The 15623-nt window shown below is 50.6% G+C and carries 11 protein-coding genes and 1 pseudogene; all 12 read right to left on the bottom strand.

Translation table 11 applies throughout. From position 1 onward, the window contains the following. Positions 1–20 precede the first annotated feature (20 nt). Positions 21–992, bottom strand: a complete 972-nt coding sequence (locus tag INF73_RS12385) for an SUMF1/EgtB/PvdO family nonheme iron enzyme (protein ID WP_227413041.1) — start codon at positions 990–992, stop codon at positions 21–23. Continuing rightward, positions 989–1957, bottom strand: a complete 969-nt coding sequence (locus tag INF73_RS12380) for an SUMF1/EgtB/PvdO family nonheme iron enzyme (protein ID WP_227413042.1) — start codon at positions 1955–1957, stop codon at positions 989–991. Before INF73_RS12380 ends, INF73_RS12385 begins: the two co-directional genes overlap by 4 nt. After that, positions 1954–2925, bottom strand: coding sequence for an SUMF1/EgtB/PvdO family nonheme iron enzyme (locus INF73_RS12375; RefSeq protein WP_193541828.1), 972 nt, complete (start codon positions 2923–2925; stop codon positions 1954–1956). Before INF73_RS12375 ends, INF73_RS12380 begins: the two co-directional genes overlap by 4 nt. Continuing rightward, a complete protein-coding gene (locus INF73_RS12370; protein WP_193541830.1) occupies positions 2925–5237 on the bottom strand; it encodes a hypothetical protein in 2313 nt (770 codons plus the stop codon). The genes INF73_RS12375 and INF73_RS12370 overlap by 1 nt, the downstream gene beginning before the upstream one ends. Positions 5238–5249: 12 nt before the next feature. Beyond that, positions 5250–7781: a type VI secretion system Vgr family protein gene (locus INF73_RS12365; protein WP_193541832.1), complete on the bottom strand. Its 2532-nt coding sequence runs from the start codon at positions 7779–7781 to the stop codon at positions 5250–5252. Positions 7782–7823: 42 nt separating this feature from the next. Then, the gene (locus INF73_RS12360; RefSeq protein WP_193541834.1) at positions 7824–8144 is read right to left on the bottom strand and encodes a DUF1493 family protein; all 321 of its coding nucleotides are present in this window, start codon (positions 8142–8144) and stop codon (positions 7824–7826) included. Then, a pseudogene (locus INF73_RS22070) lies at positions 8141–8595 on the bottom strand (STM2901 family protein). Before INF73_RS22070 ends, INF73_RS12360 begins: the two are co-directional and overlap by 4 nt. Before the next feature lie 14 nt (positions 8596–8609). Then, positions 8610–11246: a type VI secretion system ATPase TssH gene (gene tssH, locus INF73_RS12355; RefSeq protein WP_193541836.1), complete on the bottom strand. Its 2637-nt coding sequence runs from the start codon at positions 11244–11246 to the stop codon at positions 8610–8612. Between the two features lie 159 nt (positions 11247–11405). Then, positions 11406–11897, bottom strand: coding sequence for a type VI secretion system effector Hcp (gene hcp / locus INF73_RS12350; RefSeq protein ID WP_023325816.1), 492 nt, complete (start codon positions 11895–11897; stop codon positions 11406–11408). 5 nt (positions 11898–11902) lie between these two features. After that, entirely contained in the window at positions 11903–13627 is a 1725-nt protein-coding gene (locus INF73_RS12345; protein WP_193541838.1) for an OmpA family protein, read from the bottom strand. A 3-nt stretch (positions 13628–13630) separates the two neighbouring features. Then, entirely contained in the window at positions 13631–14284 is a 654-nt protein-coding gene (gene tssL / locus INF73_RS12340; protein ID WP_193541840.1) for a type VI secretion system protein TssL, short form, read from the bottom strand. Further along, positions 14281–15618: a type VI secretion system baseplate subunit TssK gene (tssK, locus tag INF73_RS12335; protein ID WP_193541842.1), complete on the bottom strand. Its 1338-nt coding sequence runs from the start codon at positions 15616–15618 to the stop codon at positions 14281–14283. The genes tssL and tssK overlap by 4 nt, the downstream gene beginning before the upstream one ends. Positions 15619–15623 lie beyond the last annotated feature (5 nt).

Below are 15623 nucleotides of genomic sequence, written 5' to 3'. Positions count from 1 at the left end.
CATTAGTAAAAATGATCCAGTCATTCTTTTATTGGGTCAGGTGCATTAACTACACATCGAACCGTAGTGCTAACAGGATAAGGGTTATCTGTAATTCTGAAACCACGGTAAAATGTTAATCCTACATCACCGGTGGGGTCTGGGTTATTACCGCCACGCAATACTTTTCGGTATTGGCCTGTTCGCTCATCCTTAATAACAGGTTTCTCAGGCCCTTGCGGATTTTTTTTGTCGGCTACATTATAATAATTAGGATCATACCAATCCTTCACCCACTCATAACCGTTATCGGCCATACCATAAAGTCCAAGAGGCGATGGAGGATATGCATTGACGGGAAAATGAACGGATGTGCTATTAATCCCGACCATATCCTCTACAGCCTGGCGATCCACATCCGTAGCATAATTTACTCCCTTCCCATTTTTTTTATTTTCTCGCCACACACCATCATCAGTTGCTACAAGAATATACTGACCACGGCTACGAGCAGAATATTCCCACTGAGCTTCAGTCGGGAGTGAAAAGGGTAAACCAGTTACCCTTCCCAACCAAACACAGTAATTATTGGCTTCAGTCCAATTCACTATGGCTGGACTATTTTTGAAATGATTCATTTCTGCCAATGTAGCATTCTTCCATTTTTTGTCGAATGTTTGAGCAGGCAAATTATTAATTTTGAGATAGAACTTATAGTCCTCATGGGTAACTTTAAATTTACTTATGGAAAAACTGCTCAATTCAATTTCATGAAGTGGTTTAGTATCTTTTTCTGAAGAGCAGTATGGGCCGTCCCCCCTCATTTTCTTGCAGAAATCGCCCATCCAGAAAGTCCCTCCTTTTACATAGACTAAATCCGCTTTAACACGGCTTAGATAGCGCTGAATCTCTGCTTGTTCTTGCGGGGAGTGTTTTATTGAGTTCGTTGAATCATCACAACCGCAAATAATAAGAACCAATAAAATACTCCATTGCTTTTTTATATTTTTCAATTTACAGGCTCCGCATTATTAACCACGCATCGGACTGTTGTGCCATCAGGGTAATCACTATCTGGAATATTATAACCGCGGAAAAAAGTCAGACCAACATCGCCAGTAGGATCCGGATGATCTCCTCCGCGCCGCACCTTCCAGTACTGCCCGGTATCCTCATCTTTAATAACAGGTTTTTCTGGCCCCTGAGGATCTTTCCTTGGGGAGTGTTGATAATATTCAGGGTCGTACCAATCCTTAACCCATTCATAACCATTATCAGCCATGCCATATAAACCGAATGAAGTTGGTGGGTATTTATCTACTGGAAAAAAAACTGACAAGGCATTTATTCCAAACTTTTCTTCAATTATACTTCGATCTTCATCAGTAGCGTAATTTTCTCCTTCTCCATTTTTCTCATTATCACGCCAAACGCCATCATCCGTAGCGACTAAAACATTCCTCCCTCGGCTCCGGGCGGCATACTCCCATTGGGCTTCAGTGGGGAGGGAAAAGGGTAATCCAGTTTCATTTTTCAACCAATTACAATAGTTATTTGCTTCATTCCAGGTTACTATAGCAGGACTATTATTAAAGTGCGTCATTTCCGCTAATATATCATTCCTCCATTTTTTTTCGAAACGCTTCTCTGGCAAACCTGCCATTTTTAGATAAAAATTATAGTCTTCATGTGTGATTTTAAATTTACCTATCGAATAACTACTGAGTTCTACTTCATGAAGTGGTTTTGTGTCTTTCTCTGGTGAGCAGTAGGGACCACCATCCCTCATTTTCTTGCAGAAATCGCCCATCCAGAAGGTACCACCATGGACATAGACTAAATCCGCTTTAACACGGCTTAGATAGCGCTGAATCTCTGCTTGCTCTTGCGGGGAATGTTTTATTGAGTTTGCTGAATCATCACAACCGAAAATAAAAAGAATCAATAAAACACTCCATTGCTTTGTTATTTTTTTCATTTTACAGGCTCCGCATAATTAACCACACATCGGACTGTTGTGCCATCAGGGAAATCACTTTCTGGAATATTATAACCGCGGAAAAAAGTCAGACCAACATCGCCAGTAGGATCTGGATGATTTCCACCGCGCCGCACCTTCCAGTACTGCCCGGTATCCTCATCTTTAACAACAGGTTTTTCAGGACCTTGAGGATCTTTCCTTGGAGAGTGTTGATAATATTTAGGGTCGTACCAGTCTTTAACCCATTCGTAACCATTATCTGCCATGCCATATAAACCGAATGGTGTTGGTGGATATTTATCAACTGGAAAAAACACAAGTAAACCATTTACTCCAAACCGTTCTTCAACTTTATTTCGGTCTTCATCAGTAGCGTAGTTTTCTCCTTCTCCATTTTTCTCATTTTCTCGCCAAACCCCATCATCCGTTGCCACTAAAATACTCCTTCCACGGCTACGTGCGGCATATTCCCACTGAGCTTCAGTTGGAAGATCATAGGGTAATCCACTCTCATTTTTTAACCAAGAACAATAATTTTTAGCCTCACTCCAGGTTATTAACGCAGGACTATTTTTAAAATAGTTCATACTTGCCAGCATCTCTGCTTTGAACTTTTCTTTAAAATTCTGCTTTGGCAAACCGGCCATTTTTAAATAAAAATTATAGTCTTCGTGCGTGACTTTAAACTTACTGATCGAATAACTGCTGAGCTCAACTTCATGAAGTGGTTTTGTGTCTTTCTCTGAAGAGCAATATGGGCCGCCTTCTCTCATTTTCTTGCAGAAATCGCCCATCCAAAAAGTCCCTCCTTTTACATAGACTAAATCCGCTTTAACACGGCTTAGATATCGCTGAATTTCTGCTTTCTCTTGCGGTGTATGCTTTATTGCACTCGCTGAATTATCACAACCACTGACAAAAACCATTAAAATGAGACTATATTTACCAAGACGATTTTTTGACATTATTCATTTCCCTCCCACTTTTGTTTATACTGGGTATCTACGGGCACAAAATGACATAACGAGGAATAAAACGGGTTTTCGTCACAGTGTAAAAAATACTGTTTCGAACAGTTCGGTGAGAATGCATATCCGTAGGCGGGATTGTTTTTCAGACGGTCCATAACCTCGTCAAAATCCCTCATGTTTAACCGATTGATGATTGCATCAAGATCTTTATCTCGGTTGAATCCTATCTGTAAAAATGCAGATAAATTTTTCTGAGCTAACTTGACGATTGCATCTTCATTTCCAGGGAAGATAGTTCCTTCCTTTGTAATACGAGTCAGCACTTTCTTCCATTCCCGTTTCGTCTGAATACTGGACAAAATATATAATACAGCTGTTTTTCTGTTTTTACCAGTATCAGGTAAAAAACCATCTCCTTGATTATTTATATCTATACGATCATAAGCACCGTCACCTGTAAGGATGAATAGAGCAATTCCTTTCGCTTCTGGGGAAAAAAGATATACACTCCCCGGATCGGCATTAATAACGTCAGCAAAGCTATTTCGAGAAGTTGATTGAATCTTAGCATCAATGATTTTATTTGATACTTCTTCAATAAAACTATTAAAATCATCTCTTACTTTTCTAAATTCGGCACGAGTTTCTTTATAATATTGTTTATAGATATTCCTCCCACCCATTACTAACATATAAGACAATGCCATAAACGCTTCTTTAGTAATGATAGTCAGATGCTTATAATCAATGCCATATAACTGATAAATAACCCAGATAGCAAACTCAGGAAACAGTTCAGGCGTAATTTCACCTTCTACCTCGCCTTTCGCACCTGCGCCCAGACAGAGGCTACCTTTAATATGGAATCTGAACTTACCTTTTACGAAACGGACTTTAAATTCACCACTCAAACCTATGCCTAACTCCGCATCGCCCCCAAGAGTTAGCGAAGCGAAATCCTGGAATTCCCCCAGATGCGCTCCTTTTTTCTTCTCTGACTGACTAATGGGAGGAAGAATTTCTTTTAGCGCCGGAGAATCCAGCCCAAAGGTATGCAACATATTCGGGAGTTCGTCAACCAGCGAATCGAAAGGCTTTAACCATTGCAAGGCCCCTCCCATGCTACCACCGACTTTTGCGCCACCAAAGGCTTCCCCTTTAAGTTCCAGCCCTTTTGGGTTCTCTTTGCTGTCATTAATGGTTACGCCTTCTTTTTTTCGGGTAGCGAAACGCGAACCAGGCGTTCGGTTTCCCATCAGCAACTGCTTATTACCAAACGTAACAAACTGCAGATTGCCTTCCGCCTGCGCCGAGGCGCCTACATACCCCCTCAACTCCCCCTCAATCTTTGCTCTCAAAATCCCAATTTTCGCTTCCTTGGTATCACTGACCATAAATTTTAATTCCCAGCCGACCCTATCTGGAACATAAATGGTTGAATTCACTTTGCCGCAAAAGACGGTCAAATCCGCTTTCGCCTCGCCTTTAATATGTACATTCCCCGTATCCGGGTTCCAGGTATTCAACGTTGAGGCATTAGCCGTAAGCCTCAGGAATTGCGCGCCAGCAGAAACATCAATATAATTACCGTCTTTACTATATTCTTTATATTGATTATTCCATGCATTAGCCCATTCTGTCAGCGTAGCTTCATAGCTAATATCCCCACTGACCGTCATGGAATTATCCATCATCTGCTTGATGGCATTTTGTGCAGCAACTAGCTTAGTTTTTAACGCACCGATATTGATTCCGGTAATATTGCCTTTATCATCCTTAGTAAAGATCGCATCACCGCTGAATGTATCAACCGAAACAATAGTAAATTTGCTTTTAAACGCGTCATAATCAGACTGTTTTATATAAGAGTAGCAACGTCCAAACATTCCTTTATTTAAGGGTTGAATAGGAATCAACTCAATCACGGGTTTATAACCCGTACTCTCATCAAATTCACCTAGTTCAGCCTGGAGATTTTTCGTTGCTTTGTCGAGAGCAGCTTCAGCCGTAGTGATCTTATCCTCATATCCAGGCAATTTATCTTTATTCGCAATATCTTTCAGATTATTACCATAATCCTCTATTGCCCGAGAATAATTGATCTTGGCCTTATGTTGTTTATCTATTGCCTCGCTAAGCTTGTTCATCAGTTTTTCAATCTCCGCGGCGTCACCCTCATCAATAAAAATTAACTCAAGTGTCTCTATGCGAAAATAACACTGACATGACTTGTGCAGAACAACTTTAAAATTTTTTTCGACTTTACTTAGAGAATGTTCCGTAACGGGTGTTCCTTGTTCGCTCACTATACCTCCTGATTATTCAAAAAATAATTTAATTGCTTTAGGATCCACACCATAATGGGCCTCTGTATAGCCATTCTCATCCGTGACGCCGCGAATAACCTGTCCATCCTCTGTCTCGATCCGATAAGGAATGTACGGTTTAGGCTGATTATTAGCCTGATCTTTTATTTGGAATCCACCATTCATAGGATTATGAAACTCGGGATCACTCACCGTCGCAGGAGAAAGAGCCTGTTCAAGCGACGCACTTCCCCCCCATAAGATAGACCCGCTTTTGAGATCTATTTTACCGGGAGCTCCAATTTCCACTGCGCCGTCTTTGATTTTTATATAGGCACCACCTTTACTAGTCAGGGTTATCCCCTGAGCCGCGTTCAACACAATCTCACTGCTGACACTGTTGAGGTTCATTGCTTTGTCAGACTGAAGTCGCATGGCATCGGTTTGCGCCTGAATATCTACTTTGCCTCTTGCAGCGAATATCTTCATCCCCATCTTTTGGGCAAATAAGCTTATGGCTTCACCCGCTGCTACAGTGAGTTTTTTCATTATGCCCATGTCTACATTCTCACCTGCAGTTGCAGTCAGCGTATGACCTGCAGAAATCTGGATATTTTTTGGTGTCACAAAACCAATACCGGCAGGCGCTGAAGCCAGTAGTCCAGCCCCTTTTAATTGCGCAAGAACCTTACCAAGCTGTTGTTGAGACCCCGTATCGGCTTCCATTGCTCCGGATGCTTTGGCGCTTTGCGCCAGAGAGGTCACCAGCTGTAGCGCGTCCTGTAACTGTGCAACAGCTGCATTCATATCCAACATTTTCCCCTGCGCTTTGGGCTGATTATCTGCGCTTATGAAAATTCCTTTTCCACCCCGGATACTCACCCAGTCATCCGTTCGCAACTCAGCGCCTTCACCGCGCAATGCCCTTTCTGCATTGACCAGGTGTCCTAAATTAAGCTGCGTCTTGCCCCCGTACTCCGTACTGAGCTTGATATGCTCCTCACCCCGCTTGTCCTCCATCCGCAGCTTGTTCAGGCCGGCAGTACGGATGACATTGCGCGTGCTGTTGGCCTCCGTGACATGGTCAGTGTGGCGGGAGTCGTGCAGGGCATGCGCTATATACGGGCGGTCCGGGTCACCTTCGTGGAATGCAATGGCGACTTCAGTGCCCTGTATCAGCGGGAAGTGAAAGCCGTATTTATCGCCACCGTAGGGTTTGGCAAAACGCACCGGCATACTCTCCATGCCCTGGCGCTTGTCGTCGCGGTCGGCATCAAATTTCACACGGTACATCCCCGACGCATCCTGCCAGGCGTAGATATCATTTTCTTTGGCACTGGTTACGCGGGCCATCAGGGTACCACTCACCACCGGGCGCTTTTTGGCTTCCGGTCGCCAGCAGCGGTTCTCGTAGTATGGCGTGGCCACCCATTCCACCTTCAGCGCATTCTTACGGCTGGCGGTGTAGCCGGCACTGATAATCACAACGCCATTTTCCGTTTCCCGGGGCAGCGTCGGGGGGATGGACGTTTCGGTGATGGTCAGCACCTGTGCCGGGCCGAGGGTGTGGTCAGTGCTGCTGCCGGTTATGGTGGTCTGGTTCGACAGAAAACGCTCGTGCTCCAGGCGAGCCCAGAAATTACCGGTTTCCGCCGCCGGATTAATCCTGTCGCCACGCTCAAGGTGGCGCGGGCGGTAATGGTACACGTCGCCGTAGGTGTTTCCCTCGCCGTCGCCGCGGGTCATGTCCGCCGGCACGGACGTCAGGATGTTCTGCGCTTCACGGTGGTTATAGTCGCTGGCCGTGACCGAGCGCGCCACCACGTTATGCCACACGTGCACGTCCCACACTGAATCAGCGCCGTTGTCATTTGCCCCTGACGGGCTGTTCAGTGGCAGCGTTTTACCGAAGGTCCAGGCACTCTGCTTGTCCGCGAAGTGCACCACTTCGGTTTGCGTGTCCGGCTGCAGAGTGAAGAAGTAGAAAATCCCCACCTCCGCCAGCAGGCGTTCAATAAAGGCAAAGTCGTTTTCCTGATACTGGTTAATCTGCTCACGCTTTGGATAGTCAGCCTTGAGGGTGAACTCATATTCCCAGCCTTTAAGTCCATGCTCCTGAAGGACTTCGGCCACCACTTCCGGTACCGATTTGTTGACGAAAAAGCGGTGGGTGCGGAACTGGTTACGCAGCAGCGCCAGAAAAGGTTCGAGGGTTATCATGTATTCTGCCTGGTCGGCTGAACCACTGATACGCTCAAAATGGGTCACTACCCCGTGAACCACCTTGCGCTCCGCCTGGGAGAACAGGTTACCCGCCCCCATGGTCAGGGTCGCCGGTTTGCTCAGTAGCTGGCGGGCATCAATGTTTTTATCGGCACTGGTGAAACTAATGTCATAGCGGTAGAGCTGACTCAACGTCTCTGTTCCGCAAAAATCTTCAACATCCAGCGGCGAGGTACATGAGGGAATATCTAGCTGATAACGATTCAGGGTGGTATTAATCAAACCGGAAAGAGTGTTTTGCAACGTGTCCGTCAGACTCATAATAATGACTCCGTGGTGATAATGTTTTTTACCTGACTGCGACTATTTATATAACCAGCGTCCTGCTCTGGCGGATTCAATAAACATATTTATCGTCAGCGGCGGTTTTTTCTGCATGTTCGTTTTACATACGAATATTGATTTTACCTGCAAGGGATAATAATTATTGACAGAGAACCCATCCGGCTGAACTTGAAAATAACAAAAATATTTCTCAGCCATATCCGCCACGTCGTCAGCCTCATAAAGTTCCTGTAGGGCAACATCATCGTCGACCAGCACTTTCTTCAGAAAAAGAGTGGTCACAAGCGGTAGCTCATGAAGAATAAAATCCCTTATTTTGTCGTCAGTTATCTCGCTCACCAGATTTTATCCTCTTCGCGGGCTATATTATTATACTTGGTAACGGTCCGATAACTGATAACGGAGATGTCATGTGCCAGGATCACCCACCCCAGAACGGGAACAGACCTGCCGACGAAAGCTCCCAGATTATTGACCCAGAAACTTTTTATTCCTCTTAACGAAAATGATTTCTTCGTCAGCGTCGGTAAGATCCTTTTACGAAATTTATAACTGATATGTCTGCGAAAAAACAACGAAGCCGGAGAGGTTCCCCGGGTTGCCGTTTCCGGTTTACCGGGAATATCAATGTTATTATCCCCCAGGATTAAAGCCGCAACGCCTGCGATATCCTATATGCCCAGCTGTTTTTCTGTTTCATCAACCATGATCCAGAAAAGCAGTTCCCAGGCAGTCAGGTTGTTAATACCATCAAAAAATACGTTCCGTTCAGTTCTTCAACCGTATCCATATCATCTACCTCTATTATTCATCAAATAACAGGCCGATGCCTTCTTCTTCGCTCCAGCTCAGATGTAACGACTGTGTTTTCTGCTTCGCGGCCATATGAGTCAACAGCTGCTGACTCAGCACCGGCAGAATCTGCTGGTTGAGTAAACTGTCCACGTTACGCGCGCCGGTGTCCGGCAGCAGACAAGCGGCGGTCAGCGCATCATACAGGCTCTCATCAATGTACGTAGTCAGGCCGTAGTGACGGTTCAGGCGCTTACTGACCTGGGCGAGCTTCATCTCCACGATGGTACGCATGGACGCGTCCTTCAGCGGACGGTAAATCACGGTCTGGAAGCGGGCCAGCAGCGCCGGCTGGAAGTGGTCTCGCAGTATCGGACGCAGCAGCTCGTGAAGATCGCCTTCGCTGGCCTCCGGCTGTTCATCCAGCAGCTGCATCAGGTGGTCGCTGCCGAGGTTCGAAGTCATCAGGATAACCGTATTGCGGAAGTCGATTTCACGCCCTTCGCCATCACGCATAAAGCCGCGGTCAAACACCTGATAGAACAGGTTCATCACGTCGCGGTGGGCTTTTTCCACTTCATCCAGCAGCACCACGCTGTACGGTCGCTTGCGCACGGCTTCGGTCAGGATCCCCCCCTGGCCATAACCAACGTAGCCCGGAGGGGAGCCCTTCAGCTGGGAAACCGTATGCGGCTCCTGGTATTCTGAGAGGTTAATCGTAATTAGCGACTTCTCGCCGCCGTACATGACATCGGCCAGCGCAAGCGCGGTTTCGGTTTTTCCCACCCCACTCGGGCCCACCAGCAAGAATACGCCCTGCGGGCCATTCTCGGAGGTGAGACCCGTTTTTGCCGCATGCAGACGCTGGGCGATGGCCGCGAGCGCCACATCCTGCCCGACCACACGTTTGCCAATTTCATCTTCCAGGGTAAGCAGTTCGGTCTGCTCATCTTTCATTAGCGATGACAGCGGAACGCCTGTCCAGTCAGCAATCACATTGGCAACGGTGCGCACATCCACATCTAGCGAGAGCAGCGGGTTGCTGTGCTGCATGCCGTGCAGTTCCTGCTGCAGCGCGTGCGTCTCGCTCTGACGGGAGATGTCCTGGCGGCTTTCCAGCAGTTGTTCGGTGAGTTTCAGTTCCTGCCCGTATTGAGTTTCAAGCTCGTCGAGAGCAACGATAAGATCGTTCTCTTCCTGCTCAATGACGGTCAGGCGTTCACCATGGCTCTGATTGCCGACAGCAATATCTTCCAGCAGTGCCTGCTTCTCCATTTCAAGAGAAGTGATCTGCGAGCGAATGCAGGTCAGCTGCTCCGGCACGGTGTCGAGGCTCATGCGGACGCGCGCTGCGGCGGTGTCGAGCAGGTCAACCGCCTTGTCCGGCAGCTGGCGGCCCGTCAGATAGCGGCGAGAAAGCGTAACTGCCGCGCGAACCGCATCGTCGGTAATGTGCACATTATGGTGCTCGGCGTAGCGGGATTTCAGACCACGGAGCATCAGACAGGCGGTGTCGTCATCCGGCTCGTCCACTTTGACCATCTGGAAGCGGCGCTCCAGTGCGGCATCGCGTTCAAAATACTGCTTGTACTCACTCCAGGTGGTGGCCGCAATGGTACGCAGTTCACCACGCGCCAGCGCTGGTTTCAGCAGGTTCGCTGCATCGGCGCCGCCTGCCTGGTTGCCTGCGCCGATGATGGTATGCGCTTCATCAATAAACAGCAGGACCGGGGACGGGGATTGCTGCACCGCGTCGATGACGTTTTTCAGCCGCTGTTCGAACTCACCTTTCACGCCAGCACCGGCCTGCAGCAGGCCCAGGTCGAGGGTACGCAGAGTGACCGTTTTCAGGGATTCAGGCACATTGCCCTCGGCAATACGCAATGCCAGACCTTCAACCAGTGCGGTTTTCCCCACACCCGGCTCGCCGACCAGAATCGGGTTGTTTTTGCGGCGACGAGAGAGGATGTCTACCATCTGGCGGATTTCTGTGTCACGGCCAAACACAGGATCGATCTTTCCTTCCTTCGCTTTGGCGGTGACATCAAGGGTGAATTTGTCCAGCGCGTTCTGCAGTGCAGGACTCAGTTCCCCCTCTTCCATTTCCTCACCAGCCGGACGCCCGACAAACTCCACTTCACCGCCGTGGTTCTGTGACAGCTCAGCTTCGCGCTGCATTTCCGGACGCTCATCCGATTGCGCATCCAGCAACGGTCTCAGGCGCTCCAACTGGCTCTGGCCAAGCGTTAACAACGGCCAGAGGCCGTCACAACGAGCCAGTTTTGGTTTTTCCACCAGCGCCATCAGCAGATGGACGCTGCGAATGTGCTCTTCACCATTGAGTGAGGCCAGTAGCCAGGCTTGCTGCATCAGGGTCTGGATGTCTTCTGAGAGCTGGGGCCGATGGCGCACGGAGCGAGGTTGTTTATCCAGCCAGCCGAGCAGATCCTGCCAGATGCCATCCATATCCCACTCGTAGCGGCGTGCCAGCACAGTGAGATCCCCCTCGCCTTGCTCCAGCAGCTTCAGCAGCCAGTGCTCCGGCAGAATTTCGGCATGGGCACGGGTCTGGCAGAGCGATGCCGCTCCTTCCATCGCGCGGGCGCAGTAAGGGTTCAGACGACGTAACAGGATGGCTGGATTTTCCATGAGATTCTCTCTTTGTCGGTTCCTGGACACGCTACCGCCCCTCGCTGTTCACCAAAGCGCATAAGGTCAGGCAGGCAGATTGTTTTTTCTTTGCTGAGTGCCCGCGTCTCAGGCGCTCAGCAAAAAACTGCGGGCAGGAAAAACCTGCCCGCATCAGGATTACGCGGTGGCGCGTTCGTTCCAGGAATCGGAATGAATGATGTTGCCGTCTTTGTAGGTCCAGGTGATTTTTTCGTAACGCAGTTCAACGCGTTCAAGGTGGTTGTGCTTCTCTTTAGATGGATCCTTGATGTCATACATTTCAGGATTCACCTTCACTACCTTCACGTTTTCCAGTTTGGTGTTGAAGTACTCCACTTCCTGGCCCGCGTCGTTGATTTTGTACCACTTGAACTCAGCGGATTTCAGGGTCTGACCGGTGGTCACCGCCTTGTACAGATACGGGCTGGAGGAATCGATTTCCTTCGTGAACAGGAACGGCGTGTGGATGCGGGTGCCGGTCAGCTTGCCGGTGTTGTTGTCGGTCGGGATGTACAGATTATGTTCCTGAGCGACCACTTCGATGCTGCCTTCACGATCCTGAACGTCCACAGACCCTTTGATGTCCGCGCCGCCGTCGTCCTTCAGCCAAAGATAAACAGGAATTGCCATGTTAATTACTCCGTTTTATTTTCTGAGACGCCATCATCCTGCGATGGCGCCGGGTGTTTGCCGGGTATCTGACAGGCACTTGCCTGCGGTACCAGACTGATTTCGACACGGCGGTTAAGCGCACGCCCTTCCGGGGTGTCGTTGGTTGCGACAGGGCGGCTTTCGCCATAGCCCTGCACCGCAAAACAGCTTTCCGGCACGTCGCCGGTGTCACGCATCCAGCTGCGCACCGCTTCGGCACGCTTCAGAGACAGCGTCTGGTTCAGTTGCGGATTGCCGGTGTTATCGGTATGCCCTGATACGACAATCAGCCTACCTGGCTTCGCTTTGATGCCAACCAGTGAATTCACCAGCATTTTGGTGGAGCCTGCTTTCAGCTCGAACTTGCCGGAATCGAACAGCGACATGCTGTCGAGGCGAATGGTTTTCGGCCCCTGAATGATTTTCTTAATGACCGGTGGAGGCGGTGGCGGAGGTGCCCAGTCGCTGAGAGCGGCCTCAACGAGCGGAACCAGACGCAGCCCCTGATACAGCCCCAGGCGATAACGCAGTGGTTCCCCACGACGCAGCCAGTCGTCGAGTAATGCGCCATCAGCCCGCAGACGCTGCTGCGCATGCAGTTTCGGTTCAACTGGCTTACCGCTCAGTTGGTGATACAACGCAAGATGATCTCCAACGTTACGGATGAGGCGCTGGTTATTCACCCAGGACGCCAGCATCGCCAGCGCAAGGAAAATACCCCCGAGTAGACCGGCATAACCCCAGAACACCATCCTACGGCTGACACCATGTCGGCGTGGTAGCGCAGGCAACAGCAGTTCTGGTAGCGGCAGTGGCTCTGTGGCCACGACCACATCCGGTGGCAGCGCCGTCACGGAGGTAATGTGCTGTTGCCAGAGATTGCCCACGATGCCGTTCACCCGCACCATGCACATGCCCTGCACACAGGGCTTCATCACGGGTAACTCCCCCCGCCGTACCGACAACAAGTCATTCACCGCGCTATTCTGCCAGGCAAGCAGACTGTCCAGCCACAGGCCCTGACTCAGACGGGAAAGACGTCCGTCTGTTCCAGCCTCCCGGGCCCACTCCGTCAGTGACACATGGCCCTGGCCAGGCTGATATACCTGAATACCGCTCCGCTGGTTTACCGTGGTAAACCAGTCAGGCTCGGCTTCCGCACACGCCGACGGTGGTGATACCCAGGTTACGGTCCACAGTGGAGGGATGGAGCCAAATGCTGCGCGGCACTGGACGACAGCACGCTGCCAGCCCCGCAGAGACTGGGTAAAATCATCACCGGATTTGTGCTGCTCAGGCACCACCGCCAGCATGACCGAGATTTGCGACACCAGAGCCGGGCGCACCAAACTCAGGTGCTGCGCAAAGAGCGGTAGTTGCTCTGCGTCCTTTACCCACAGATACCAGCCCTGCCGGGTTTCCCGGTGACGGATTCCGGACATAAAGAGCGGAGCGTTATCACCACAGACAAAGATTACCGCCCCCTGAAAATCTTCCGGCGGCAGGCTTTCATCCACAATCTCACGAACAGCGGTTGCCCGCGCCAGAGAATCCCGACGCAGGCACCAGAAAATAACTCCGGCCACCAGAGCAACCAGAAGACCGAGTGCCAGACGGCTGCCCGTGGACAGTGGCCAGAATCCCAGAATGAGCCACAACGCCAGAACTGCACCCAGAGCAGTTAACAGACTTCGGTACGTATCCCGCATCACTTACCCCGGCCTGACAATCTGGCTTACCAGCCCGGTAAGCGAAGACGAAAGGAAAAACCAGAGCGCAGTCAGAGCGACGGCGGCCACTACCCAGCTCAACCAGTACCAGCGACGACCGCTACGCAGGCGTGATGCGCGCACAACAATGGGGGCATCCTGTGCCAATGTGAAGGCGGGCACCCGCTCTGCGAGAGCGCGAACAATATCTTCCCGACGCTCATCATCCTGAGCGCGATACTGACCCACGAACCCCAGTTGCAGAGTCCGGTACATACAGGTCAGGACGGCGGTATCAGGGGCAGTTTCTTTCAGCAGGTTGCGGATCCGTTCCCACAGCTCTTCACCAGCATTGAGGGTACCGAAGAAGTGTGCCTGCAGCGGGTCACGGCGCCAGGTCAGGTAACCATCATCGGTGGTTCCTCGGTTCATCACGCTCTCATCAAGCAGTGCACAAAGGGTATACACCATATGGTCACGGCTGATGTCGCTGTAACCTGCCTCCGTGAGCGCAGCTTTCGCCTCCCGAACCAGACCGCAGGCACGGCGATAGAGCCCTTCCCCGTCACGCACTTCCTGACAACTCCGCAGTTGGCTGGCCATCAGCCAGCCCGGGTAGAAGATATGTTCTATCTGACTGAGTTCAGATTTATTCATGTACGCAGCACCGCAAAGAGTTCGAGATCAACATCCCCCAACGAGCGTGGGGTATAGAAGGTGCAACAGCCCATCTCAAGCATTGCGCGAGCCGCCTCACTGCTCAGATCCAGCGAGAAATACTGGTTCTCAAGGCGCAACGGGATAGCGGCCGGAACATGCGTCAAAGGCTTAATCAGCATCCCACTCAGAGCCACATTCACCACATCCGAAACATCATCGAAGCTGCCCGCTTTACACAACTGCGGGAATTTAGTCTGAAGCTCATGGTTCGGCATGGAAGAGCGTACTGAGAGATAGAAGTCCGCCCCTTCGCGCAGACGTGCGTCGTGCAGGGCACCTTTCCAGATCTGGTCCTGATGCTCCAGGTGGATACTTATTACCCGCGACGGCAGGCTCGCTTCCAGTAGTTTGTCCAGCAGTGCCAGCAGCGGCGGGAATACTCGTTCCGGTGCATCGTGCTGGTAAGCAGGAATATCGCTGGCGTCGTGCTCAAGTGAGAAAGTCAGCAGGCTGCCGGCCAGACGGGTCAGTTCGCGATACAACAGTTCCGGGTGGCGCTCAGGCGTCTGAAGCAGTTCAATCAGCACCGGCTCGGCACTGTTCAGGGCATTCAGCAGCCAGAACAGGGAGACATCCGCGACAGCAAAGTCTGCCATCCGCTCATTGCTTTCACGGCGCATGGCCATCAGGCGACGGCGGCGGACCTGCAGACGAACCAGTAGGTCCCCCAGTTCTGTGGTCAGCCACGGACTTGCAGAAACGGAAAGTATCGGGGGAATGAAAGCAGGATCACGGCCCCACTTCCCCTGAGCATTACGTACCAGACGGGTCACCGGACAGGTTAGGTATGCCGTGTTTTCCTGGCTGGACAGACGCAGGGTGAGCGCATTACGTAGAATGGCGAGTTCCCCGCTTTCATGACCAGCAAGTTCCTGCACCACCACACGTTCTGCTTTCCAGCGACGGGGGCGTTCACTGTCCTGTCCATTATCGAGGTTGCCACCACTGGCACTCAGCAGTGGCAATGCGGCAACCACCTCAACAGCCTCAGCGCCGTTTGCGGCAGACAAATCACAAACCGGCGGAATATTATCCGCCAGGTCCGTATCAACGATTGTGCCATCCTGGAAACGTATGACCAGACGGATGGCATTCAGCCGCGAGAGCGCAAGTGCAGCATCATCAAACTCTGCTGCAACCACGCCCCAGGGATGAGAAATACCCATCCGGGCGACCATATTGGCAACGTGCTCACTCCAGCGGACCTGCTGCTGGAACTGTTGCGGGGCCAGAGCGGCCCCATCCTCCCAAAGTGGGCGGTAAATTTTCATCCCTG

Source organism: Enterobacter cloacae complex sp. P6RS (assembly GCF_014982245.1).
Taxonomy (GTDB): Bacteria; Pseudomonadota; Gammaproteobacteria; order Enterobacterales; family Enterobacteriaceae; genus Enterobacter; species Enterobacter bugandensis.
The sequence above is the reverse complement of the archived record's forward strand: the minus strand, read 5'-3'. Positions and strand labels throughout refer to the sequence as shown.